23 protein-coding genes are annotated in these 24,674 nt (G+C 68.9%); 3 read left to right on the forward strand and 20 right to left on the reverse strand.

Annotation, left to right across the window (positions count from 1 at the left end):
• Positions 1-58 precede the first annotated feature (58 nt).
• The 4 genes from DDE23_RS07225 to DDE23_RS07240 form a co-directional block, all read right to left on the reverse strand.
• Positions 59-1,540 carry an inorganic phosphate transporter gene (locus DDE23_RS07225; protein ID WP_107751301.1) on the reverse strand — a complete coding sequence of 494 codons (1,482 nt, stop codon included), beginning with the start codon at positions 1,538-1,540 and terminating at the stop codon, positions 59-61.
• Positions 1,541-1,612: 72 nt separating this feature from the next.
• Positions 1,613-2,071: an NUDIX hydrolase gene (locus DDE23_RS07230; RefSeq protein WP_107751302.1), complete on the reverse strand. Its 459-nt coding sequence runs from the start codon at positions 2,069-2,071 to the stop codon at positions 1,613-1,615.
• A gap of 78 nt (positions 2,072-2,149) precedes the next feature.
• A complete protein-coding gene (gene arfB, locus DDE23_RS07235; RefSeq protein ID WP_107751303.1) occupies positions 2,150-2,575 on the reverse strand; it encodes an alternative ribosome rescue aminoacyl-tRNA hydrolase ArfB in 426 nt (141 codons plus the stop codon).
• Positions 2,576-2,834: 259 nt separating this feature from the next.
• Positions 2,835-3,470 carry a queuosine precursor transporter gene (locus tag DDE23_RS07240; RefSeq protein ID WP_107751304.1) on the reverse strand — a complete coding sequence of 212 codons (636 nt, stop codon included), beginning with the start codon at positions 3,468-3,470 and terminating at the stop codon, positions 2,835-2,837.
• 227 nt (positions 3,471-3,697) lie between these two features.
• Between DDE23_RS07240 and DDE23_RS07245 the strand changes: the two genes are divergently transcribed.
• Positions 3,698-7,096 (forward strand): hypothetical protein, encoded by a 3,399-nt coding sequence (locus DDE23_RS07245; protein ID WP_107751305.1) that lies wholly within the window; start codon positions 3,698-3,700, stop codon positions 7,094-7,096.
• Positions 7,097-7,149: 53 nt separating this feature from the next.
• Here the strand turns inward: DDE23_RS07245 and DDE23_RS07250 are convergent, their stop codons facing one another.
• The 9 genes from DDE23_RS07250 to DDE23_RS07290 all read right to left on the reverse strand — a co-directional run bounded on the left by DDE23_RS07250 (position 7,150) and on the right by DDE23_RS07290 (position 15,642).
• Complete coding sequence (locus tag DDE23_RS07250) at positions 7,150-7,956, reverse strand: ferredoxin--NADP reductase (RefSeq protein WP_107751306.1); 807 nt, start codon at positions 7,954-7,956, stop codon at positions 7,150-7,152.
• Positions 7,953-8,330, reverse strand: coding sequence for a DUF934 domain-containing protein (locus DDE23_RS07255; RefSeq protein WP_107751307.1), 378 nt, complete (start codon positions 8,328-8,330; stop codon positions 7,953-7,955). Before DDE23_RS07255 ends, DDE23_RS07250 begins: the two co-directional genes overlap by 4 nt.
• Positions 8,327-9,052 carry a phosphoadenylyl-sulfate reductase gene (locus tag DDE23_RS07260; RefSeq protein ID WP_107751308.1) on the reverse strand — a complete coding sequence of 242 codons (726 nt, stop codon included), beginning with the start codon at positions 9,050-9,052 and terminating at the stop codon, positions 8,327-8,329. The genes DDE23_RS07255 and DDE23_RS07260 overlap by 4 nt, the downstream gene beginning before the upstream one ends.
• On the reverse strand, positions 9,027-10,691 hold the full coding sequence (locus DDE23_RS07265; protein ID WP_107751309.1) for a nitrite/sulfite reductase: 1,665 nt from the start codon (positions 10,689-10,691) through the stop codon (positions 9,027-9,029). Before DDE23_RS07265 ends, DDE23_RS07260 begins: the two co-directional genes overlap by 26 nt.
• A 10-nt stretch (positions 10,692-10,701) precedes the next feature.
• Positions 10,702-11,001 carry a DUF2849 domain-containing protein gene (locus DDE23_RS07270; RefSeq protein WP_107751310.1) on the reverse strand — a complete coding sequence of 100 codons (300 nt, stop codon included), beginning with the start codon at positions 10,999-11,001 and terminating at the stop codon, positions 10,702-10,704.
• Positions 11,001-12,395: a siroheme synthase CysG gene (gene cysG / locus DDE23_RS07275; protein WP_107751311.1), complete on the reverse strand. Its 1,395-nt coding sequence runs from the start codon at positions 12,393-12,395 to the stop codon at positions 11,001-11,003. Before cysG ends, DDE23_RS07270 begins: the two co-directional genes overlap by 1 nt.
• A gap of 192 nt (positions 12,396-12,587) precedes the next feature.
• Complete coding sequence (locus DDE23_RS07280) at positions 12,588-13,655, reverse strand: hypothetical protein (protein WP_133239530.1); 1,068 nt, start codon at positions 13,653-13,655, stop codon at positions 12,588-12,590.
• Positions 13,636-14,478, reverse strand: coding sequence for a hypothetical protein (locus tag DDE23_RS07285; protein WP_107751313.1), 843 nt, complete (start codon positions 14,476-14,478; stop codon positions 13,636-13,638). The genes DDE23_RS07280 and DDE23_RS07285 overlap by 20 nt, the downstream gene beginning before the upstream one ends.
• A 69-nt stretch (positions 14,479-14,547) precedes the next feature.
• Positions 14,548-15,642 (reverse strand): DUF475 domain-containing protein, encoded by a 1,095-nt coding sequence (locus DDE23_RS07290; protein WP_107751314.1) that lies wholly within the window; start codon positions 15,640-15,642, stop codon positions 14,548-14,550.
• Positions 15,643-15,917: 275 nt separating this feature from the next.
• On the opposite strand from DDE23_RS07290, the gene DDE23_RS07295 reads away from it, so the two are divergent.
• Entirely contained in the window at positions 15,918-16,325 is a 408-nt protein-coding gene (locus DDE23_RS07295; protein WP_107751315.1) for a hypothetical protein, read from the forward strand.
• 15 nt (positions 16,326-16,340) lie between these two features.
• Here the strand turns inward: DDE23_RS07295 and DDE23_RS07300 are convergent, their stop codons facing one another.
• Genes DDE23_RS07300 through DDE23_RS07330 form a run of 7 tightly spaced genes read right to left on the reverse strand, consistent with a single transcriptional unit; the run spans position 16,341 to position 23,621 of the window.
• Positions 16,341-17,315, reverse strand: coding sequence for an ornithine cyclodeaminase family protein (locus DDE23_RS07300; RefSeq protein WP_107751316.1), 975 nt, complete (start codon positions 17,313-17,315; stop codon positions 16,341-16,343).
• Positions 17,312-18,169, reverse strand: coding sequence for an alpha/beta fold hydrolase (locus DDE23_RS07305; protein WP_107751317.1), 858 nt, complete (start codon positions 18,167-18,169; stop codon positions 17,312-17,314). Before DDE23_RS07305 ends, DDE23_RS07300 begins: the two co-directional genes overlap by 4 nt.
• Positions 18,166-19,641, reverse strand: coding sequence for a M81 family metallopeptidase (locus tag DDE23_RS07310; RefSeq protein ID WP_107751318.1), 1,476 nt, complete (start codon positions 19,639-19,641; stop codon positions 18,166-18,168). The genes DDE23_RS07305 and DDE23_RS07310 overlap by 4 nt, the downstream gene beginning before the upstream one ends.
• A complete protein-coding gene (locus DDE23_RS07315) occupies positions 19,638-20,180 on the reverse strand; it encodes a TRAP transporter small permease (protein ID WP_107751319.1) in 543 nt (180 codons plus the stop codon). Before DDE23_RS07315 ends, DDE23_RS07310 begins: the two co-directional genes overlap by 4 nt.
• A gap of 27 nt (positions 20,181-20,207) precedes the next feature.
• Entirely contained in the window at positions 20,208-21,170 is a 963-nt protein-coding gene (locus DDE23_RS07320; RefSeq protein WP_107751320.1) for a TRAP transporter substrate-binding protein, read from the reverse strand.
• Positions 21,171-21,204: 34 nt separating this feature from the next.
• Positions 21,205-22,491: a TRAP transporter large permease gene (locus DDE23_RS07325; protein WP_107751321.1), complete on the reverse strand. Its 1,287-nt coding sequence runs from the start codon at positions 22,489-22,491 to the stop codon at positions 21,205-21,207.
• Complete coding sequence (locus DDE23_RS07330) at positions 22,488-23,621, reverse strand: NAD(P)/FAD-dependent oxidoreductase (protein WP_107751322.1); 1,134 nt, start codon at positions 23,619-23,621, stop codon at positions 22,488-22,490. The genes DDE23_RS07325 and DDE23_RS07330 overlap by 4 nt, the downstream gene beginning before the upstream one ends.
• Before the next feature lie 111 nt (positions 23,622-23,732).
• Between DDE23_RS07330 and DDE23_RS07335 the strand changes: the two genes are divergently transcribed.
• Positions 23,733-24,359 (forward strand): helix-turn-helix domain-containing protein, encoded by a 627-nt coding sequence (locus tag DDE23_RS07335; RefSeq protein WP_107751323.1) that lies wholly within the window; start codon positions 23,733-23,735, stop codon positions 24,357-24,359.
• Positions 24,360-24,674 lie beyond the last annotated feature (315 nt).

Raw genomic sequence — 24,674 nt, forward strand, 5'->3', positions numbered from 1 at the left:
AAACCCCGTATGACAGGGCGCACAGGGCGTAGGGTGGGGTTCCACCCCACCTTGCGCCTTACCGCAACCCGGCCAGCAGCGTCGCCGCCCAGAACAGCCCCGCCGACAGCGCCGAGGTGGCGGGCACGGTAATCACCCAGGCCGCCAGGATGGTCAGCATATGCGAGCGGCGCACGACCTTGCGGCGGGTGCGTTCCTCGACCGGCAGGGTCGAGAGGTCGCGGTTCTCCTTCAGGATCTTCTCGTGATACCATTCGCGGTAGAAGCCCACGCCGAAGATCCCGCCGATGGCGATATGGGTGGAGCTGACCGGCAGCCCCAGCCACGAGGCGATGATCACCACCACCGCCGCCGACAGCGCCACGCACCAGGCGCGCATGGCGTTGAGGCGCGTGATCTCGGACCCCACGATGTTGATCAGCTTCGGCCCGAACAGCATCAGGCCCACCGACAGGCCGACGGCGCCGACGATCATCACCCAATAGGGGATCTGCACCCGGTCGCCCGAAGCCCCGTCCGAGACCGCATGCACGATGGCGGCCAGGGGCCCCACCGCATTCGCCACATCATTCGCGCCATGGGCGAAGGACAAAAGCGCCGCCGACAGCACCAGCGGGATGGCGAAAAGGCCCTTCAGGGCTTTCGTCCGGTTCTCCAGCCCGCGTGACTGGCGGGCGATCACCGGGCGCATGACCAAGGCCAGCGGCACGGCCACGGCCAGACCCACCAGCAACGATTCACCCAGCGACAGATGCACCAGCGCCTTCAGCCCCTTCAGCGCCATATAGGTGGCGAAGACCCCGCCCATGACGCCGATCAGGATCGGCACCCAGGTGCGGGCGGCGGCGATCTTGTCCTCTCGGTACAGAATCCGGTTATTCAGCAGCGCCAGGAACAGCGCCGCGATCACCCCGCCCATAACGGGCGAGATCACCCAGCTGGCGGCGATGGTGCCCATCACGCCCCAGTTGACCGCGCCGAACCCGGCTGCGGCGATGCCCGCGCCCATCACCCCCCCGACGATGGAATGCGTGGTCGAGACCGGCGCGCCCATGGCGGTCGCGAGGTGGATCCAGAGCGCGCCCGCCAGCAGCGCCGCCATCATCGCCCAGATGAAGATCTCGGGCGCAGCCACGCTTTCGGGCGCCACGATCCCGCGCGACACGGTGGAGACGACATCGCCCCCGGCCAGCAGCGCCCCCGCGGTTTCGCACAGCGCCGCGATGACCAGCGCGCCGCCCAGCGTCACGGCCCGCGCGCCCACCGCCGGGCCCATGTTGTTGGCCACGTCATTGGCGCCGATGTTCAGCGCCATATAGGCGCCGATGGCGGCGGCCAGCACCACCACCCAGGTCCCGGCGCCGCCCCCCATGATGGTGACGGCGGCCAGACCGGCGATGACGATGAAGACCAGCGCGATCCCCGGCGCGACCAGCGGACGCGAGGTGAACAGCGTCGCCTGTTCCAGCAGGCCGATACGGCCGAGGTCCTTGTCGAGGGTCTTGATGGCCTTGGCGTTCGGGTCGGCAGGCGAGGTCATGCGGGCTCCGGGGAGTGTCACAGAACTGTTACAGCCCCCTAACGCGGCATGGGCACGATCACAACCGGGAAGTCAGGCCAGCGCGCGGATCACCGCCTTCAGTTCCGGCTCTTCCACCGCTTTCGCGGCCTCGTTCACCCGCATCCAGCTGCGGCGGCGGCGGGCCCTTTCCGGGTATTCCTCGGCCAGCGTGGTCACGTCGATGCGGTAGACCGAGCAGCGGCAGGTGACGGGAATCCCGCCCTTGACGGTCTTCTGGTAGCCATAGCTGCCGACCGGGTATTCATCGACCGCACCCTGCACGCCCGCTTCTTCCCAGGCCTCCTGCAGGGCGGCCTGGGCCAGCGACTTGCCCTCCATCGGCCAGCCCTTCGGCACGATCCAGCGCTTCGAATCGAGGCTGGTCACCAGCAGCACCTCGGGGCCCTTCTTGCCCTGCCGCACGCACAAGGCCGCCGTCTGAACGAATTCAGGGCGCTTGAACACCGGTTCGACAAAGTTGCGAAAGGCCGCCAGGGCGGTCTGTTTCATGCGGTTCTGCTCGACCTCAGGGGCTGCCCCGCTGCGGGGCGGCTCGTTTTGCGGTTTGGACTTATCCACAGACTGGGCTCAGTTTTCCGGGTCGTCAACAGCACCGCGCAGGGATTTGACCGATCCTCTGCGAGTTTTCGCATCCATGCGGCGTTGCTGGCTACCATAGGTGGGTTTCGTGGCAATCCGGCGACGGGGGGCGACCAGCGCCTGGCGGATCAGGTCGGTCAGACGCTCGCGGGCGATCTCGCGGTTGCGGGCCTGGCTGCGGGTCTCGTCCACCTGCAGGACCAGCGCCCCCTCCAGCGTCCAGCGCCGTCCGGCCAGCCGCTTGAGCCGCGCCTTGACGGCGGGTGCCAGCGCGGGCGAGCGCTCGGCCTCGAATCGCAATTCGACAGCCGAAGAGACCTTGTTGACGTTCTGCCCGCCGGGCCCCGAAGCGCGCATGAAGCTCTCGCTCAGTTCCCAGTCCTGGATGACAATCTGATCGGTGACGTACAGCATGGATCTTGAAATAGGGTTCGCAGCGCCAATCGAAAGGGCCGCCCGGCTATTCGAGCGGCCCTCACGAGCTTCAGGAGATGGAGCCGGTTAGAAACAGGCCCAATCAGGATATTACAGCCGACGGGCTGCCGTCAGCTGGCCGTCCTCCTGACTGTCCCGACACCTCTCTCCAATATCACTCTCGACACTGGACCACCTCCTTTCGCTGGGTTGAACCGTAAGGCGATGGTGGCATGTATGTTGTATTTGTCAAAGGCTTTTACGCCATCCTTTGGGTCAATTTCGCAACGATGAGCCGGAAGGGCAACAATGCCACCATGGCCAGCGCCAATTTGACCATCCAGTCGGCAAGCGCGAGAGAAACCCACAAAGGTGTCATCGGACCGACACCCAGCACTGGCAAAATCTCCTGCGCCCAACTAACATCCGCCGCCGGATCGACCCAGGCCATGGTCGCCGAGAAGGCGGTCGAGAAGAAGATCAGCGTATCGAGCGAGGCGCCGATCAGGGTCGAGATCAGCGGCGCTTTCCACCACGCCCCGCCACGGACCGCGTTGAAGACGCCGATATCGACCATCTGCGCCACGAGGAACGCGGCGCCCGAGCCCAGCGCGATGCGCAGGGTGACGGCGGGGTAGGCGTAGCCGTCGCCCTGGATCATGATCTGCGTGCCGATCAGCGAGCAGGCGACCCCCACGGCGAAACCGGCCCAGACGACGCGGCGCGCGGCCTGCGGTCCGTAGACGCGGTTCATCACATCGGTGACGAGGAAGGCGAAGGGATAGGTCAGCGCCCCCCAGGTGAGCCAGTCACCCAGAAGGAATTGCACAAGGATATTCGAGGCCACGACGATGGCGGCCATGGCAAGGATGCCGGGCAGGTAGAGGCGGGTCATGTTCTGAAACCGTTTTGACAAGGTGGTCGGGGACTTGGCCGCGCCTCCGGTCCGTTCAGGCGGGCCGTTCGGGCCGGGCGGGCGACGCGCCCCTCTACGCCCGCGCGCCCAACAAATCAAGGGAGGGATGAAGAGGTCGTGATCCGCCAGCGCCACGAGAGGCTTTGATTGCGGGGAAGGAGTGCTATCGTACCCGGTAATTGACCGATCCTCCGGGGAAAATATTCATGACTGCCTTTTCGCTTCGCGGCTCGACCGCGCTCGTCGCGCTTTCGGTGTCTCTGACCATCGCCGTTCCGTTCACCGCCGTCGGGCAATCCTCGCCCGAGGTCACGGCGCCCGAGGCGCCCATACCCGAGATCGTCGCGCCGCAGGTCGCCGAACCGGCGATCGCGGCCCCGGCAGCCCCGGCTGCCCCGGCTGCCGAGGCCCCCTGGCAAACCGTCACCCGGCTGGGCCTCCGCTTCGAGGTTCCGCCCGGCGCCGTGCTCCCCGACGCCGCCGAAGGCCTGCGCGAAGCCGCCGTCTCGACCATCGGCGCCAACGGGGTGGGCGCGCGGATGGGGATCCGTCTGCTGGATACCGCCGAACGCGAGAGCATGCCGGCACCGGATGCGCCCGAGATGGCGGCGTTCCTGTCCGACCTGTCCGGCGTGCCGGTGACCGCGACCGGGGTCGAGATGACCCTGGGCACGTGGCGGCTCATCGCCTATGGCGGCAGCGGGGCGATCCCGGCCTCGGGCGGCGGCACGCTCGACGCGCGGATGCTCTATCTGATCTCCGCCGAGCCCGACGCGAACGGCCAAGCGCTGATGGTCGCGGTGTTCAGCGCGGGCCTCGGCGATGGCGTCGCGGCCGAGCTGGAGGCGCATTTCATCGGCTCGCTCGCCCCGGCCGATGACATGCCCGGGGCCGAAGCCGAGGAGCCCGAAGCGGCCACTGCCACGGCGCCCGAGCCCCCGGCAGCAAGCGCCGAGGCCGACCCGACCGCGCCGCTGCTGGCCGCGGTCGAGGCGATGCCCCTGCCCGCCCGGGTCACCCCCGAGGGCTGGGAACGTCACAGCGCCTTCGGTCTTTCCGTCGCCGCCCCGGCCGAGGCCGAGATGACCGACCGCAGCAACCGGCGGAACCCCGAAGTCTCGTTCAGGCTGCGGCCCGACGGTTCCGGGACCGAGCTGCGGATCGCGTTGGCGGCAATGAGCGCCGAGGAACTCTCGGCCCTCGGCATCGCCCCCGGAACCCCCGGTTTCCTCGAGATGATCGCCCAGGGCGCCGGGATCCCGACCGCCGAAAGCCCGCGCCGCATTCTGGTCGGCGACCGGGGGATGGTGATTTATGTCGGCATGGGCCTGCGCGAGCGACAGCCGAATCGGGGCGAGTATGAGCACACCCTCTCCCTGATCGCCGAGGAACCCGACGCCGAGGGCAATTACGCCGTGGTCGGCGCCACCGCCCGCGGCTATGCCCCGGATGAGGCCGAAACGCTGGTCAATCAGGTGATCGCCTCGGTCGCGCCCGAGATCGTCGAGGCTGCTCCGGCCACGACCGAGACCCCGCCCGAGACCGGCCCCGCCACCGAAGACGCCACCGATGACACCACGTCGGGCTTTGACGCCATCGCCGCGGCGCTGCCTGCCCCTTCGGGCACGATGCCCGAAGGCTGGGACGCGGTCGAGGCGATGGGCGTGCGCATGGCGGTGCCGCCCGGCCTCGATGTCGAGGCCGACCCCGAGGGCCGCGGCCTCGACATCGGCGGCCGCGACGAGGCGGCGCGGACCGAGATCGAGATGGGCGGCGTGCTGGCGGCGCCCGACCGGCTTGCGCCCTTCGACGGCCCGCCCGGCAGCCCCCGTTTCGCTGAGGGTCTGGCGCGATGGGCCCGGGTCGAGGTCCGCGATTCCGGGCGTGAACTGCCCCTCGGCGGGCGGTCGATGCGGCTTTACATCGCCTCGGGCGAGCAGGAGGAAACCCCGCAGCTGGGCGGCCGGGTGACCGGCTTCTATCTGGTGTCGATGCAGCCCGATGCGGCGGGCGACACGCTGATCCTGGGCGGTGCCTTCCGCGGCTATGCCGAGGCCGATGCCGTGGCGCTGATCGGCCAGATCGTCGCCAGCCTCGGCGATGCCGCCCCGTCCGCGGCGCCGGTGGCAGTTGCGGTGGCGGAAACCCCGATCCTGCCCGGGTTTGCCGCGATCCGGCTACCGGCGGGTGTCACCGTCTTGCAGGAGGACCGCAACGAACGGTCGGCCGACCTGTTCCTTGGCGAGGCGGGCGCCCCGCCGCAGACCCGCCTCAATGCCGGGCGCCTGATGGGCCGCCCGCTGGAGCGCCAGCTCGACCGCATGCTGCACGAGGTCGATGCGCTGACCGAGGCCGAGATCGGCGGCATGCCGGTCTGGGTGATCCACGGCACCGCCACCCATTCGCTCGAGGACCGGCCGGCCGATGCCGCCGCCCGGATCCCCGCGCAACTCGTCGTGCCGCAGCTCTGCGAGGAGGGCGCGCCGGTCTATCTGCTGGGCATCCTCGGCGCTCCGGGGGATGAGGCGCGGATTGACGCGATGCTGCCGCAGCTGGTGCTGCAGCGGCCCGAAGGGGCCGGGGAATGCCCGCCCTCGGTCATGGACGGGGTCCGCGCGATGATCGCCGCCGATACCGGGACCTCGGGCACCGGGGCCGCGCCGATCACCCTGCCGCAATCGCCTGCGGTGCCCGAGGGCTGGGCGCGGCACAGCCGCTTCGGCCTGACCTTCGCCGCGCCCGCGGAGATGGAGATGCGCCGCGAGCGGCTTCTGGCCGACCGGATGGAATACTGGCTGCAGGCGCGCGACGGCGCGGGTGAGGTCAGCGAGGAAATCTCGCTGCGCATCTTCACCCCGACATCGCTCGGCGACATGCCGCTGCAGACCCCCGACCAGCCGGGCTTTGCGGCGATGCTGTCGGGCTTCGGCGAGATCACCGTGGCCGAAAGTGGCGAACGGATGGTGCTGGGGGATGTGACGCTGCGCGCCTTCCGGGGCGACAGCAACATCGACGGGCGCCTCGTGCGGCTGCTTTATCTGATCGCCGAGGCGCCTTCGGCCAACGGGCTCAGCCCCTGGCTGGTGGTACGTTCGGCCGGGCAGACCTCGGATGCCGCCCTCGGCTTCGAACGGGACGTTCTGGCCAGCCTCAGCGGCAGCCCCGAGATCCCGCCGCAGACCGAGGAACCTGCGCCGGACCGCACCCCGCCCACGGCCGAGCCGCCGCGGACCCAGTCCCCGGTCGCCTCGACCGCCAGCCCCGAGGCGCAGGCCTTCCAGGCCGCGCGGACCGATGGCAGCACCGAGGCGCTGCTGGCCTATCTCGCCGCCTATCCGCGCGGGCTGCATTCGGGCGATGCGCGGACGATGCTGCGGGAACGCGGTATCGTGCCGCCGGACGAACGCCGCCCGATAGCGCCCGTGACCGACCCCGAGGCGATGGATTGGCAGCGCGCGCTGGACGAGGCGCGGATGGAGGGATTCTGGACCTATCTGAAGATGTGGCCGCAGGGGCTGCATGCGGACGAGGCCCGCGCCCGGCTCGATCAGCTGCGCCCGCCCGCGCCGGTGCCCTATGCGCCTTCGCCGCGGCCGATGAAGTAAGCGGGACGCGGGACTTGTAGGATGGGCAATATTGCCCATCCTACGGAAACGCCTCAGACGCCGTCGCCGACGAAGGCCTTCTCGATCACGTAATCGGCGGGGGCGGAATTCGAGCCCTCTTCCAGCCCGAAGCCTTCCAGCACCGCCGCCACATCCTTGTTGAACGCCAGCGAGCCGCAGACCATCGCCCGGTCCCGCACCGGATCGAGCGGCCCTTCGAGCCCCAGATCGGCAAAGACTTTGCCCGAGGTCAGGTTGTCGGTGATCCGGCCCATGAACGGGCCCTGTTCTCGGGTCGTTGTCGGGTAGTACTGCAGCTTGTCGCCGATCAGTTCGCCGATCACGGGATCGTCGCGCAGATCCGCCACCAGCTGCCGCCCGTATTCCAGCTCTCCGGCCTCGCGGCAGGTGTGCATCATCACCACGCTGTCGTATTTCTCCCAGGTCTCGGGCTCGCGCAGCAGCGAGGCGAAGGGGGCGAACCCCGTCCCCGTGGCCAGGAACCACAACCGCTTGCCGGGTTTCAGCGCGTCATGCACCAGCGTGCCCACCGGTTTGGGGCGCAGGATGATCGGCTGGCCGACCTCGATATGTTGCAAGCGCGAGGTCAGCGGCCCGTCCGGCACCTTGATCGAATAGAATTCCAGCTCCTCGTCCCAAGCGGGCGAGGCGATGGAATAGGCCCGCAGGATCGGCTTGCCGTTGTCACCGGCCAGCCCGATCATCACGAATTCCCCCGACCGGAACCGCAGGCTCTGCGGCCGCGTCACCCGGAAGGAAAACAGCCGGTCGGTCCAGTGGGTGACCTGGGTGACGGTCTGAAGATCGGGGTTCACCTTCAGCGATACGGGGGCGTTCATGCGGTCCTCCGCAGCCGGGCGCGGTAATCGTTGGCCTGCCAGGCGGCGCGGGACAGCCATTGCGCTTCGGGTTGGCGCTCGGCCAGATCCTCGTCGATCTCGACCTCGTCGAACCCGGCGCGGCGGGCCATGGCGTATTGGTCGGCGATCACATGGCCCGCGGCACGCAGGCGCCCGGTGAAGCCGGCGCGCCGCAGACGCGCGGCCAGCGTGAAGCCGCGCCCGTCCGAGAACGCCGGGAAGCTCACGCGGATCGCCGTCACGCCGTCGATCTGCGTCTCGACCGCGGCGATATCCACATCGGGGGCGAGGTCGAACCAGTCGCCGTTATGGGTTTCGGGCTGAAAGCCCTGGTCGGTGACGATCACGCTCATGACGCCTGCCTCCTGATAACGCGGCCATCGACGATATGGATGCCGCATTCGTTCTTGTCCTGACCGCGCCAGCGACCGGCCCGGGGATCCTCACCCGCGGCCACCGGCCCGGTGCAGGGCGCGCAGCCGATCGACGGGTAGCCCTTCGCCACCAGCGGGTGCCGGGGCAGATCGTGCGCGTCCATGTAGGCCGCCAGATCCGCAGCCTTCCACCCGGCCAGCGGGTTGACCTTTAGATGCCCGGTCGTGCTGTCATGCTCGAAGAGGTCGATCGCCGCGCGCTCGCCGCTCTGAAAGCGCTTGCGGCCGGTGATCCAGCCGTCGAAGCCCTGAAGCGCCTGTTCCAGCGGCCGCGTCTTGCGCAGGTCGCAGCAGCTGTCGGTATCCGACAGGTGCAGCAGGTTGTCGCTGTCGCCCTGAAACAGCGCCTCGCGCGCGGGGCGGATGACCCGCAGATCGCTCAGCCCCAGCCTTTCGGCCAGGTCGCGCTGATAGGTCAGCGTTTCCTCGAACAGCATCAGCGTGTCGATGAACAGCACCGGCGTGGCGCGGTCGATCTCGGCCACCATGTGCAGGAGCACGGCGGAATCGGCGCCGAAGCTCGACACCATGGCGATCTGCCCCAGCGCCCCCGAGAGCGCGACGCGCAGCGCGCCGGTGCCGTCGCCCTCGTAGCGGGCGTTCAGGCGGGTGAGGTCAGGCTGCATGACGTTCCGCGCCATAGAGCGCCTCCTTGAAGGGGCCGAGGCCGAGGCGGCGATAGGCTTGCAGGAAGGTCTCTTCGCGGCTGGTCCGCAGGTCCAGATAGGCCCGCAGGATCCGCTCGATGGCCGGGACGATCTGGTCATAGGCAAAGCCGGGGCCGGTGCGTTCGCCCAGCGCCGCATCCTCGGACCCGTCGCCGCCCAGCGTGATCTGGTAGTTCTCCACGCCCGCGCGGTCGAGGCCCAGGATGCCGATATGCCCGACATGGTGGTGCCCGCAGGCGTTGATGCAGCCCGAGATCTTGATCTTCAAGGGGCCGATATCGTGCTCCAGCTTCAGCGCGTCGAAATGGGTGGCGATCTCCTGCGCGATGGGGATCGAGCGGGCGGTGGCCAGCGCGCAGTAATCCATGCCCGGGCAGGCGATGATGTCGCTGACAAGGCCCACATTCGCCGTGGCCAGACCCCGCCCTTTCAGCGCCTTGTGCACCGCCGGCAGATCGGCCAGCGCCACATGCGGCAGGATCACGTTCTGCTCGTGGCTGAGGCGGATCTCGCCGTAGCCATAACGCTCGGCCAGATCGGCAATCAGCCGCATCTGGTCCGAGGTCATGTCGCCGGGCGTCTCGCCATGCGCTTTCAGCGAGATGGTGACGATGGCGTGGCCCTCGGCCTTGTGGGCGTGCAGGTTGGTATCGGCCCAGGCGCGGAACACCGGATCGGCGCTGTAGGCCGCCTGATAGCCAAGGTCCGAGGCCTGGCGGAACTGCGGCGCGCGGAACATTCCCTGGATGCGGGCCAGCGCGGCCAGCGTCCCGGCGGTGTCGAACTGCGGCGCGATCTCGGCGAAGCGGGCCTCGACCAGATCGCGGACCGTGTCGATCCCGTTCTCGTGCACGGTGATCTTGATCCGGGCCTTGTACTTGTTGTCGCGCCGGCCCAGCAGGTTGTAGGTGCCGACCACGGCCTCCAGATAGGGCAGCAGATCGGCCACAGGCAGGAAGTCGCGCAGCACCTTGCCGATCATCGGCGTCCGGCCGAGGCCGCCGCCCACGATCACCTCGAACCCCTCGGCGTAGTCCTTGCGAACCATGCGCAGGCCGATGTCATGGGCCCGGGTCACGGCGCGGTCGATCTCGGATCCCGTCACGGCGACCTTGAACTTGCGCGGCAGGAACTGGAATTCCGGGTGGTCGGTCGACCATTGCCGGATCAGTTCCGCATAGGGCCGCGGATCGGCGATTTCCTCGGCCGCGGCGGCGGCGAAATGGTCCGAGGTCACGTTGCGGATCGTGTTGCCCGAGGTCTGGATGGCGTGCAGCCCCACCTCGGCCAGCGCGTCCAGCATGTCCGGCACATCGGTCAGCTTCGGCCAGTTGAACTGCACGTTCTGGCGGGTGGTGACGTGGCCATAGCCCTCGTCCCAGCGGTCGGCGATCTCGGCCAGCTTGCGCAGCTGGATGGGGTTCAGCGTGCCGTAGGGCACCGCCACCCGCAGCATATAGGCGTGGAGTTGCAAGTAGAGGCCGTTCATCAGGCGCAGCGGCTTGAATTCGTCCTCGGTCAGCGAGCCGTCGATGCGGCGGGCGACCTGTTCGCGGAACTGGCGGTTGCGTTCCTTCAGAAACGCGGTGTCGAAATCGTCGTAGACGTACATGGATCTGTCCTCAGGCCGCAGCTTGCTTGCCGTGGGCATAATTCGAGGGGCCGCGGCGGCGGAAATCCTCGCGGAAATGGGTGGGTTCGATGCCCTGGGCGGTCAGGCGGACCTCGGCCAGGTAACAGCCGACCACCTCGCCCCCGCGCGTCGCCGCCTTGGCCAGCGCCGCCTCGGCCTCGGCCTGATCCTCAAACGCGCGGGCCGCTTTCAGGTCGCGGGTCCAGCCCTCGGCCGCGGTCAGATAGACCACATCGCCCTCGATCAGGGCGTTGGCGGTGACGACTTGGATCTGGGGCGCGCGGGACATCAGGCGAATTCCTCGAGAAGGGCGGGAAGGACGGCGGCGGCCTTGGCGGGCGCCAGACCGAAAAGGGTGATGACGGGACCGGCAAAGGCGGCCTCGGCCAGCGTGGCGGGCAGGTCGCCCAGCCGCGCCGTGACGATGCGCTGATCGGGGCGCGAGACGTTTTCGACCAGCGTGACCGGGGTCTCGGCATCGGCGCCGTGCATGATGAGGCGGCCCTGCACGAAGCGCGCGGCGCGCTTGCCCATGTAGATCGCGGCGACGGCGCCCGGGCGGGCCAGCGCGCGCCAGTCGTGATCGGCGTAGCCCTGCACATCCTGCGCCGTCAGCAGCCGCAGCTCGCCGTTGCGGCCCCGGCGGGTCAGGCTGGCGCCGATGGCGGCGGCGGCGGCGCTGGCGGCGGTGATGCCGGGCGTCACCGACCAGTCGATCCCGGCCCCGGTCAGCGCCTCGGTTTCCTCATCCAGACGCCCGAAGACCGAGGCATCGCCCCCCTTCAGCCGCACCACGCGCAGCCCGGCGGCGGCGTGGCGGATCATCAGGTCGTTGATCTGTTCCTGCGGGGTCGAGGGGCCGAACCCCTCCTTGCCGACGGCGATGAACTCGGCCTCGCGCCGGGCCAGTTCCAGGATCGCGGCGGGCACCAGACGGTCGTGGATCACCACATCGGCGGCATCCAGCAGGCGGCGGGCCTTCAGCGTCATCAGCTCGGGATCGCCGGGACCGGCGCCGACCAGATCGACGCGGCCTGGCTCGGGCTCGGCGTTCAGATGCTCGCGCAGCAGGGCTTCGAGCGCATGATCGAGCAGTTCCTCCCCCGCCTCGGCCAGAACCTCGGGCCCGGTGCGGAAATAATAGTCCGCCCAGAAGTCGCGGCGCGCGCGGCCCTGCGGCAGGGCTTCGGCCCGGGCGCGGAACAGCTTGCCGGCGCGGGCGAGCGGGCCCAGACCCTGCGGCAGACGCTCTTCCAGATCGGTCTTCAGCGCGCGGGCCAGCACCGGCGCCGCGCCTTCGGTGCCGATGGCGATGGTCACCGGGGCGCGGTCGACGATGGCCGGGGTGATGAAATCGCTGCCTTCGAGGTTGTCGACCACGTTGACCAGCACCCCGGCGGCACGCGCCAGCCGGGCGAAGCGCGCATCCGCCTCGGCCTCGCCATGCGCGCCATAGGCCAGCGCGGCGCCGGTCAGATCCGCGGCCCCGGGGGCGCGGCGGTTCAGGGTGACGCCATGGGCGGTGGCGGTCGCTTCCAGATCGGCCTCGGGCGCCTCGGCGAACAGGTGCAGCCGCGCCTCGGTCTTCAAGAGCAGCCGGAGCTTGGCCAGCGCGAAGGCACCGCTGCCAGCGATGACGACCTTGCGGTCGGCCAGATCGAGGAAGATCGGGAAATGCTGCATCGAAGCCTCCGGGGTTGAGGCTCAAGATGGAAAAATTTCCTCCAAACAGCAAGATAACCGGCAAAACAAGGAGGATTCAGGGGCCGCGCCGCGCCGGATGGGAGAAAATTGTTCCAGATCCGGCACAACAGGAATGGTTGTCCTCCGACTCCCTGCCGGGCCGGAATTCCCGTCTTGCCGCGCTGCCGCGACTCAGCGCTGGCCGAGGCGGAATCGAACCGAAAGCCCGGTCCGGTTGTCCTCGAACAGCGCGATGGTCGAGGTGGTGACCTGATGCGTGACCTCGATGCTCATGCCGCGCCGGGCCTCGATCGACAGGCCCAGACCGGTCACATGGTCCTCACGCGGCATGCCCAGCAGCATCCCGCCCGAGGCCTGCACATGCCAGGCGCTGACCGAGACCGGCCGGTCGCGCCACAGGAAGCCGACCCGCGCGCCGATCCGGCCCCGCGTGGCGGTGGCGCCCGCGATGGGCGTGGCGGTGCCAAGCGTAAGCTCGGTGACGGCGCCGTTCCAGACCGCCGACCAGCCCAGCGTGGCGCCGGTCTGCTGGCCCGCGTCCAGCGCCCGGCGGTCCAGTTCAAGGCTGATCTGATGCGCGGCCTCGGCGGTCGAGAACAGATGCACCAGCGCGGCCGAGATCCCGGTCGAGCTGCCTTCGGTCAGCGCCCGACGGCTGGCCGAGGCCGAGGCGCAGACATCGATGAAGGTCCAGCCGCTGACATGGTTGCGCGCGCAGGCCTCAACTCCGGCGGCGCCACGGCCGATATCATGCACCGGCGACCAGGCCAGTTCGGCCGTGGCGCGCAGGTCAATGATCCGCCCCTCGGCCCAGGAGAGCCGCGCCGTGGCATCCAGCCGTCCGCCCAGCATCAGCCCGGCACGGGCGCGGCTGGCGGGGTCGGCGTCGAAGATCAGCCCGCCGATGACCAGCCGGTCATGGAAATAGCCGCCGTTGATGTTGTCATCCCAGGTCAGGATCGGGCTGAACCGCAGGGAACGGTCCATCAGCTCGGCCCCGCCCTCGTTGTAAAAGCCGGTATCGCGCAGGGCGCGGCGCAGGGCATTGGTATAGGCGGGGGGCGCGCGGCGGGTGTCCTGCGCGCGGGCCAGGGTGAACAGCCTGAGCCGCTCGCTCGACGCCAGCGGCGCCAGCCGCGCCCGGTCGAAGGCATCCGCCCCCGCCCGCGGCGCCAGCGCCGTCAGGGCGAGGCAGAGCATCACCAGAAGCGAGAGTGCCTTACGGGCGAGGGAAGGCATTCGGATCCACCCCGACAAAGCCGCCGTCCACCGTCACCTGACGGCCGGTCGCCGAATCCGTGCCACTGGCCTCGTAAAGACCCGAGGTCGACAGCTCGTTCATGCCGTTCTCGTAGGTGGGGGTGCCGCCCAGCGTGCCGCGCAGGGTGCCGTCCACGGCCAGGATTGCCGGGCTGTCCGGGTCCCAGACGCGGATGGTGATGCCGTCGCCATAGGCGCCGGTAATGATGTTGAGGGGCACGTCCTCGGCCTCGATCTCCATGCGGACCTGCGATTCGGCGGTGACCCCGGTCCGCAGGTTCAGGCTGACCGTCTCGGCGTCGAAGTCGATCTCCATGTTGACCAGCCCTTCGGCGTCCGAGCCCTGCAGCATCGGACCGCCGTCGATGGTCACCCAGGAGTAATTCGCACCGCGCAGGTAGAAACGGCCGGTCGCGGCGATCAGGGCGCCGTCGCGCACGTTCGAGAAGGGCTCCTGATCGGCGGTCAGCCGGACCAGGCGCGTGGCGCGGCCGGTCGGGCCGTCGACCTCGGCCAGCACCTCGACCGCCATGCGCCCCTCGTAGGGGGTGCCCTGCAGGTCGATCAGGGACCGATAGCCTGCCGGATCGGCGGGATCGTCATCCTCGAAGGCGGCGATGGCGCTGGCATCGCCGGGCGTCGCGTAATCGCGGCGCACCCGGCTGTAGCCGTTATGCGCGGTGGTATAGGTCTCATAACCGGCAACCGTGATCGGTTGGCCGGCCGGCAGCGGCGGCAAGCCGCCCCCGGACGAGCAGGCGGCGACAAGAACGAGGGCGGGGAGGGTGAGGATCGGGCGCATGGCCCTTTCCTAAATGGAAACAATGGCAAAATCCGGGCAGATTGCCCTCGAAATTGTGGAAAATTGTTTCTATTCGCCCTCGCCGCCGTGCAGCCGGTTCCACCGCACCGAGGACCAGAGCGCCACACCGATCAGACCGGCGCCGAACAGACCCGTCACCACCTCGGGGATCGCCACCAGCGCCTGCACATACATGATGATCGACAGCGCGATGATGGCATAGAACGCCCCGTGTTCGAGGTAGCGGTATTGCGCCAGCGTCTGCTTTTCGACCAGCATGATGGTCATGGAGCGGACATACATCGCCCCAATGCCCAGCCCGATGGCGATGACGAACAGGTTGTGGCTGAGGGCAAAGGCGCCGATCACCCCGTCGAAGCTGAACGAGGCATCCAGCACCTCAAGATACAGGAACGCTCCGATCCCGCCCTTGGCGGCGGTGGCCAGCGTCGCCTGTTTCGAATCAAGGAAGCCGGACAGGACCTCGACCAGCAGGAAGGTCAGCAGGCCCCAGATGGCCGAAACGGTGAAGAGATGCCGCTCGAGCTCGGGCAGCAGCCGCGAGATGCCCAGCGCCAGCGCCAGCACCACGGCGACCTCGATCCCGCGGACCGTCGAATAGCGCGACATGCGGCTTTCCAGCCAGGGGAGCCAGTGGATGTCCTTGTCATGGTCGAAAAAGAAGGTGAGGCCGACCATCATCAGGAAGGTGCCGCCGAACGCCGCAATGGGCAGATGCGCGTTTTCCAGGATATGGGCGTAGCTGTCGGGCTCGGTCGCGGCGAGGCGCAGGGCCTCCCACGGGCCGACATGGGCGGCGATGACCACGATCAACAGCGGAAAGACGATCCGCATGCCGAAGACCGCGATCAGGATGCCCCAGGTCAGGAACCGGCGCTGCCATTCGGGGCGCATGTCCTTGAGCTTGTTGGCATTGACGACGGCGTTGTCAAACGAGAGCGAGATTTCCAGCACCGCCAGCACCGCGACGATGAACAGCGTCGACAGCGCGCCGGACCAGGTCCCGGTGCTTTGCCAACCCAGCACGCCACCCAGGGCGATGCCCAGGATGGTGACGACAAGGGCGGCACGGAAATAGTGGAACAGCGGTGCATGCGCCGGGCCGGGCGCAGCGGCGGAGGGCAGCTTGGGTGTCGGGGACATGATGACCGTAGCGCGGCAGTTGTCACGTCAGTGCCGACATCGCGAAAGCGCCGCAACTTTCGCCAGAGGGGCCCGGTCACCGATAGTGCCCCCGGAACCTGCCGGGGGTGCCCCTGATATAGCGCGGCCCCGGGCTTTGGAAAAGGGCCGTGACCCGGTCCCGGGTGGCGGAGGTCCGCCGCCCCCCGGCGCAGGGCCGGAACCCGGGCCCTGACCGGGCGTTTCCGTCCCGACCCCGCCCCGCCGCGGCGGTGCCCCTGAGAAAGGACAGAATGATGAAACGCGCGATGATCGCCGGCCTTGCCGCCCTGAGCACGCTGATCGCCGCCCCCGCAGCCTTTGCCGACCCGCCGCCCCATGCCCGGGCGCATGGCCGCGGGCACGCGGAATGCCGCGGCCATGAGTGCGGCAGGCGCGGCAATCCCGGCCACGGCTGGAATGACGAGCGGCATGGCGGGCGGCATCTGGACCGTCACCGCGACGCGTCTGTGCCCCATATCACCATCAACATCGGCGATGACGGCCGGTATGGCGAGCGCTGGACCTGGCGCGACGGCTACGGCTTCGGCCCGGCGCCCCGTGGCCGGGAATACCGGGTTATCAACGGCCAGCTGGTCATGGTCGACGCCCAGACGCTGCAGATCGTCGCCATCGTCGGCCTGCTGAGCGCGCTGCTCAACTGACCGCAGAGGCGGGGGTCAGAGGGAAACCTCGGTCCCCCGCCCCTCGCGCTCGGCCCGGGCCAGCGCGTGATGGGCGACGGCCAGATCCTGCGCCACGATCCCCAGCGAGCGATAGAGCGTGATCGCTTCCGGCCCCGACCGCCCCGGCCCGCCGTTCAGATGCGCGCCGATCTCGCCTTTCAGGTGTTCCGGCGCGAAGAGCCCCGCCTTCAGCCCCTCGACCACCTCACCCGCCTGCGCCATCAGCGAGGGCAGGTAGTCGCAGAAGACCTCGGCCCGGGGGATGACAGCATCGTCCAGCTCGCGTTTCGAGGCAACCGAGGCACCGACGATATTGAGGTGCTGCCCCGGTTCCAGCCAGGCGCCCTGCAGCACGGGCGTGGCGGAATTGGTCACCGTGCAGAGGATGTCGGCGCCACGAACGCCAGCCTGCGCGTCGGTGCCATGGGTTGTGGTCAGGCCGGGATGGCGGGAAGCGGCATGGGTGGCGAAGGCTTCCGCCGCCTCGGCCCGGCGGCCGACAACGTGCAGATGGGTGATCGGTCGGACCGCCAGCATCGCCGTCAGGTGGTGCTCGGCCTGCTCGCCGGTGCCGATCAGCGTCAACCGCGCGGCCTCGGAGCGGGCCAGTGCCCGCGTAGCAACCGCCGAGGCGGCGGCAGTGCGGATCGCGGTCAGCAGACCCGCATCCATCATCGCCACGGCGCCGCCCGTCTCGGATTCGAACAGGACCACTGCACCGCGATGCCCGGAAAGACCCTTCTTCGGGTTTTCGGGAAACAGGCTCACCAGCTTCACGCCGAAGCACATCGGCTCGCCCAGCGAACCCGACATCACCCCCATCATATTGGCCCCGCCCACCGGCACCACATGGCGCAGCGGCAGTTCCGCCGCCCCGCGCGAGACGCTGCGCATGGTGGTCTCGATCACCTCGATCGCCTGCTCCATCGGCAGGAGCGCGGCGATATCGGCGTTCGAAAGGATCCTCATGCCTGGTGGATCCCGTACGTCAGCACCCAGTCGGGCGAGAGGGGCTCAAGCCCCAGCCGGGCCTTGAGGATGTTGCTGTAAAGCGCGGGCCGCAGCAGATAGGGGAAATGCCCGCCCCAGAGGAAGCGGAAGGCCGCGGCGGGGGCGTTCCGCGCCCGCACGGCATCGCGCATCGGCGGGGGGATCAGCGGGTCGTCGACGGATTCGATGGTGGTGGCGCTGTCGGCGGTGTTGGACAGCGGCGGCAGCTCGGGCCCGGTCTTGATCGCGTCGAGCCTTGCGCGGAGTTCGTTCTCCAGGATCCGGCCGCCGGCCTCGGTCAGCAGCAGGTCGAACATCTCGGCCCAGTCGGGATAGGCGGCGCGGGCGGCGCTCATGCTGGTCTCGAACCCGGCGCGCAGGTCAGCGATGGGGGCCTGCCACAGATCCAGCGAATAGGGCAGATGGGTGCGCGGCGCACCGACATCCGACAGCGTGTTGCCGGGGAAGAGGTGGCTGACCAGCCCCGGGTGCTGCGCCGCGAAATACTGCGCCAGGAACCCGCCCAGCGAGGAGCCCAGCACGGCGGCCTTGGCGATCCCCAGCCGCTGCAACAGCACGGCCAGCGAGGCCGACCATTCCGGCACCCCGCCGCTGTCGGGGTAACTGACCGAAAGGACTCGACGATGCGGCGCCAGCGCCTCGATCTGCGCGAAGAAGATATCGGCGCGGCCCAGCGTGCCGGGCAGGAACAGAAAGGCCTCGCCCGTGCCGCCGGTGTCGATCAGGCCCCAGTCGCGGCCCTCCAGTTCGATCCGTTGTTCGGGAAAGCGCGAAAGAAAGGCATCGCGCGCCTGCATCAGGGAATTGGTCATGCGAAAGGGTTCTCCACGCGCGGCCAATAGGTCAGGGACCGGTGGCGATAGGGGATGGCGGTGAAATCGGGGGTGATGGCCCCCGGCGCGGCGATGGGGATGATGACCGAGGCGATGGGCGCGAACCCGGCGCGGTAATGGTTCGAGGATTTCACGCAGACATGGCGCTTCTTCGACAGGTCGATGCCCAGTTGGGTGAAGGCCTCGGGGTGGAAGGTCTGGGTGCGGGTGTCGTTGACGATCAGGTCGATGTTGTCCGTCTCGTCCCCGGTGCCCGCGTCAATGGACAGCCAGACGATGGTGCCCAGATTGACTGGCAGCGAGCCGAAGCGCTGGGAAAGGCCGGAGGCGACGCGCTTGATGGTGACAGTCAGGTCCAGGGGATCGCCCGACATCGGCCCGCATTTGCCGCCGAGCCGGATGGCCAGCTGCGCGCCCTCGCCGATCTCGGCGCAGAGCCGCACCACCACCGGGTCCCAGTAGATGCCCGAGGCGACCGAGGTCAGGCCCCGGTCCAGAATCGCCCTGAGCAGGAAGGTGGAATCGGACGGCGCCCCGCCGCCCGCGTTGTCGGACATGTCGGCCAGCACGATGGGGCCCTGATTGTGACCGGCGGCCTTGTCCAGCGCCTGGTCGATGGTCAGGACCTCCTGAAAGATCGCCTCCTTCTCGCGCCAGAGCTTTTCCCCGATCTCGCGCGCCATCCGTTCCGCCAGCGCAGCGTCGCCATCGGTGATGGCCAGCGCCCTTGCGCCGGTGCGTTCGTGGTCGCCCCAGGGGAAGCCATGCGCCAAGCTGAGGGACAGCACCCCGGGTTCGGATTCCCGCGCGGTCAGGGCGTCGACGAAGGCGCGCATCGGGCCTTCGGGCGTGGGCATGGCCATGATGATCCGGCAATCGTAATCGCGCATCACCGGCTTGGTCTTGCCCTCGGCCGCATCGGCGATGAGCGCGAACAGCTCCGCCCCGCGCTCCAGAATGTCGATATGGGGGTATTCCTTGAAGCAGATCAGCGCCGTGGCCTCGGTCAGCATCTGCTCGGTCAGGTGGCAATGCGGGTCCAGCAGGGCGCCGATCTTCGCCTCGGGGGCAACCGCGCGGCAGGCGGCGATCAGGTCACCCTCACAATCGGGGTAGCCGTCGGCGATCATCGCGCCGTGAAGCTGCAGCAGGATCACGTCCACCGGCATCGCGGCTTTCAGATCGGCGACGATCTCATCGCGGAAATCCTCGTAGACCTTGCGCACCGTCAGCCCGCCCGGCTGAGCGAAGGCGGCGAGGCTTTCGGCCACCTGCCAGCCCTTCGCCTCGGCCTGCTTGCGCCACAGGTGCAGCGCGCCGGTCCAGTAGACGGGCGCGCCCTGGGTGGCGGTGCCGTGGTGGACATGCCCCTCCTCGAAGGCGGCGATGCCGGTGGGCAGCGGGGAAAAGCTGTTGGTCTCGGTCGCAAGGCAGGCGATGAAGCACTTCATGGGGCAGTCCGGGCAGGGGCGGGAAGCTGGCCCGTCGCCTGCAGCGCCAGCCGCGCCAGCAGGTGGACGAGGATCAGCGCGAAGGCGACCGGCACGGCCGCGGTGAACCAGATCATCGGGATGTCCAGCATTTCGGCCGAGCGGCCAAGGCTGCGGCCGAGGAAACCGCGCGCCAGGTTCATGTTGGGGCCGAAGAGGCAGTACCAGAGCACCGGAGCGACAAACAGCACGACGCCCAGCGCCCGGACCACGGCCAGCGCCCCGCCCGCCGTGCCGCGCAGCGTGGCCACATGCGGAAAGAGCACCGGGTCGGCCCCGGCGCGAAACGCCGCCGAGGCCCCCAGCATGCCGGCCCAGACCATGGCGCGACGCGCCATTTCCTCGGTCCAGATCGGCGGGTCAGAGAGGATGTAGCGCGCGATGACCTGCCAGCCCGCGGCATAGACCATGACCAGCACCGCCAGCACCGCGCCCCAGAGGGCGATGGTGTTGAGCAGTGCTGAAATGCGGTCTAGGCCCCGGGCCATCCTGCCGATCATCACGCGCGTCCTTCCCCAACAGAAGCCTTACTCGGCGATCGCCGCCTGCCATTGGGCAAGTTGCTCGGGCGAGACGATCAGATCGTAGGTGGTGGCCGAGGCGGTCTGGAACTCGGCCCGCGCCTCGGGCGAGAGTTCCGAGATGGTGACGCCCGCGGCTTCGAGCTGGGCGATCACGCCGGTCTGGGTGCCCAGCCAGCTGCGGTTCGCCTCGTTGGCGGCGGCCGCGGCGGCATCGACCGTGGCGCGGTCGGAATCGCTGAGGCCCTCGTACCAATCCTCGGACACGATGACGATCCTGAGCGAGGGCGAGATTTCTGCCGGGGTGAAATACTTGATGAAGTCGGTGTGCCCGAACAGCAGCGGCACGAAGGCCGGGTTCAGGTAGCCGTTGGCGACGCCCGTCTGCAGCGCGTTCGGCACCTCGGCCCAGCTGACCACGGTCCCGGTCGAGCCCCAGGCGGCATAGAGCTGGATCTGGCTTTCATCGAGCGCCCGCATCCGCAGGTCCGACATGTCGGCCATCGAGGTGACGGGATGCAGCGTGTTGAAGATACCGGTCGCCGGACCCACGGTATCGACCGCCAGCACCTGCACGCCGGAGCCGTCGAGCCCCTCGTTGATCGCGGCCAGCATGCCGTTGTCGTAGAGTGCGCGGTCGACCGCGGCCATGTCGGCGAAGAAATAGGGCAGGCGCAGCCCGTAGATCAGCGTGTCGATCGAGGCGACGATGCCCAGGGGCGAGAGGCCCACTTCCACCAGGCCCTGGCTGACCTGATCGAACACCTCGTCATCGCCGCCCAGCGCGCCGCGCTGGTATTCCTCGGCCGCCAGCCCGTGTTCGTTCAGATAGGTCGAGAAGGCATGCGCCCAGACATAGCTGCCCGAGCCCTCCAGATCCGGCGGGCTGTCGAGCGAGATCTTGATCTGCGCCGAGGCGGCGCTGGCGAACAGGGCGAGAGCGCTCGCCGCGAGTAGGATCTTCTTCATCGTCTTACCTCCGCTTGTTGGTTTCGTTCTTGGGTCAGTCACCCAGCAGCCCCATGGTCCGGGGCAGCCAGAGCGTCACATCGGGCAGCCAGATCAGCACCCCCAGCACCAGCACCTCGACCAGCAGGAACGGCAGCACCGCGCGGGCCAGCCGCCAGTAATTCAGCCCCGTCACCGTCGACACGATCAAGAGGCACCCGCCCAGGGGCGGCGAAATCAGGCCGATGCAGAGGTTGAAGCACAGCACGATCCCCAGATGCACCGGGTCCGCGCCCTGTTCGATGGCCACGGGCGCCAGCAGCGGCACCAGCAGCGCCAGCGCCACGGGGATGTCCAGCACCATGCCCGCCGCCAGGAAGATCAGGTTCAGGAGGATCATGTAGCCGACCGGGCCCAGCCCCATCTCGGTCACCATCCCGGCGATGGCCTCGGGCAGGCGTTCCAGCGCGCCCAGATAGCCCAGCGCCGAGACGGCGCAGATGATCATGAAGATCGACCCCGACAGCATCGCCGTGCGCCTGAGCGCCTCGATCATCTGGCCCAGCGCCAGACGCTCGTAGAACATGCCCGCCAGCGTGGCGGCGACCACGGCGACGGCGGCGGCCTCGGTCGGGGTCATCCAGCCCAGCACGATACCGCCGACGATAATCAGCGGGATGCCCAGCGCGGGCAGCGCGTTCAGGACCGTGGGCAGCAGCGGCGGGATCTCGGCCCGCGTCAGCCGCGGGTGGTCGTCGCGCCAGGCGTAGAAGCTGTTCGTGGCCATCAGCGCCGCCGCCAGCAGCAGGCCCGGCACGATCCCGGCGATGAACAGCGCGGTAACCGAAGTTCCCATCAGCGCGCCGTAGAAGATCATGATGATCGAGGGCGGCACGATCGGCCCGATGATCGACGAGGCCGCGGTGATCGCGCCCGCATAGGGCAGCTTGTAGCCCTGCTCGGTCATCGCTGGCACCAGCGTGTTCGACACCGCCGCGCTGTCGGCCACGGCCGAGCCCGAGATCCCGGCGAAGAAGACCGAGGTCAGCACGTTCACATGCCCCAGCCCGCCGCGCACCCGCCCGACCATGACCATGGCCAGCCGGATCAGCACCCGGGTCACGCCGCCGCGGTTCATGATCTCGCCCGCCAGGATGAAAAGCGGCATGGCCATCAGCGCGAAGACGTCGATCTTGGAGAAGATCTGCTGCGGCAGGACGGCCAGATAGCGCTCCTGCCCGGCGGCGAAGAAGGCCAGCACCGTGGCGCCACCGATGACATAGGCGATGGCCAGGCCCGAGCCCAACAGCAGCGCTCCGACAAGGGGGACAATCCAGATCATGCGGCAAGCGCCTGGCGGCGGGGGGCGAGCGCCTCGGCCCGGACCCCGTGATCGGCGATATCCTGCGGGATCGGCTGGCCCAAAGCCAGCGCCGCGGCGGTGCGGCCCAGCGCCGGGGCGGTCTGGATGCCGTAGCCCCCCTGCCCCGCCACCCAGACGAAGCCGGCCGCATCGGGCGCAGGGCCCACGACCGGCGCCTTGTCGGCGACGAAGGACCGAAGCCCCGCCCATTTGTGGTCGATCCGCCGCACCGGCAGGTCCACCGCCTGCTGCACGCGGTCGATGCAGAGCGCCACATCCCATTCGTCGGGCTGGGCGTCGCAGGGCTCGGAGGGTGTCTCGTCGGCGGGGGACAACAGCAGCTTGCCGGCGTCGGGGCGCAGATAGAAGGTCTCGTCGATATCCACGACCATCGGCCAGTCGTCGACATTCTGCCCGGCAGGCGGCGCCACCAGCATCGCGGTGCGCCGCTTCGGCACCAGACCCACCGGCGCCACCCCGGCCATCCGGGCGATGTCGTCGGCCCAGGCGCCCGAGGCATTGACCAGCATCTCGGCCGTGATCTCGCCCTGCGGCGTCTCGATGCGCCAGCCTTTGCCCGCGCGGGTGATGCCCGTCACCTCGGCCTTGAGCCGCAGCTCGCCCCGATGAGCGGTCAGCGCCCGCAGGAATTGCCGGTGCAGCGCCTCGACGTCGATATCGGCGGATCCGGCGTCGTGCAGCGCGCCTGCGAGGTAATCCTCGCGCAGGAGCGGCAGCATCGCCCGGGCCTCGGCGGCGCTGATCCGCGTGACCGGCAGATCGGCGGCCGCGGCCTCGAGGCTGGCACCCTGACCGGCATTGGCCACGAACAGCACGTCCCGGGGACGCAACAGCGGATAGGGACGCTCGGCGCTGGGGGGCGCGTTGAAGGCGGCGGCCGAGGCGCGGGTCAGCGCCCGGATCACCGGCGGGCCATAGCTGGGGGTATAAAGCGCGGCAGAACGGCCGGTGGTGTGATAGCCCGGCGCGCTTTCACGCTCCAGCAGCAGCACATCCTGTCCCGCCGCCGCCAGTTCGGCCGCGACCGAGGCCCCGGCGATCCCGGCGCCGATCACGACGATCCCCCTGTGATGTCCCCTCGAGCCCATCGCGCGCCTTCCCCTTTGCCTCACGCTAACACGGTTTTTCGCATCAGAAAGAGGAATTTTTCCGATACGAAAATTAATTGCACGCGTCCCGGTTGCGCGTATGATCGGGGCATGCCGCCCAGAAATCGCGCCTTGGCCCGCCCCGACCCGACCGAGATGGCAGACAGCCAGCGCGCCGAATTCGGCAGCCGGTTGAAGGAGTTGCGCCGGGCCCGCGGCTGGACGCTGGCGCAGCTGGCGGAACGCTCGGGGCTGGCCGTCTCGACCATTTCCAAGGCCGAGCGCGGGCTGATGTCGCTGACCTATGACCGGATGCTCTCGCTCGCGCGGGGGATTGGCGTGGACATGGCCGAGTTCTTCACCGCCGAGGGCGCGGTCTTCGCGCCGGGCAGTTTCGCGGTGGCGCCGAAGGGCGTTTTCCAGAAGCAGGAGACGCGGAACTACGTCTACGAGATGCTGTTCCCCGAGATCCGCAACAAGGCGATGGTGCCGATGATGGGCACGCTCAAGGCCCATGACCTGATGGATTTCGACGATTTCGTCCGCCATCCGGGGCAGGAATTCCTGCTGGTGCTGGAAGGCGCCGTGACGGTTTTCGCCGAGGGCAAGGCGCCGGTGCTGCTGAGGCAGGGCGATTCGCTCTATTTCGACAGCTCGCGCGGGCATCTCTATGCCTCGGCCGGGGCGGTCGATGCCCGGATTCTGGTGGTCTGTACCGAGGTGGAAGGCGGCGCCTGAGCCGTTTGCGGTGCGTGCAAGCACGCACCCTACGGGTCATCGCTCATCCAAGCCCCATTGCCGCCTTGGCAGGGTAGCGCCGGAACTGCCCCCTGCGGGACCGTCGAGACGACCGCTCCCGTAGGGTGCGTGCTCGCACGCACCCTCCCCATGCACTCTTCGTGACAAGGGCGGCGCCCGAACCGCCGGGGTGGGCGAGAAGCGCCCGCCCCGGGGGGGCGGTTCGGGCGCTGCCCGGCTTGCCGCCGGGCGGGACCGTCGAGACGTCCGCCCCCGTAGGGTGCGTGCTCGCACGCACCGTCTGGCCCCCGTAGG

The sequence above is a fragment of the Pararhodobacter aggregans genome, from assembly GCF_003075525.1.
Classification (GTDB): Bacteria; Pseudomonadota; Alphaproteobacteria; order Rhodobacterales; family Rhodobacteraceae; genus Pararhodobacter; species Pararhodobacter aggregans.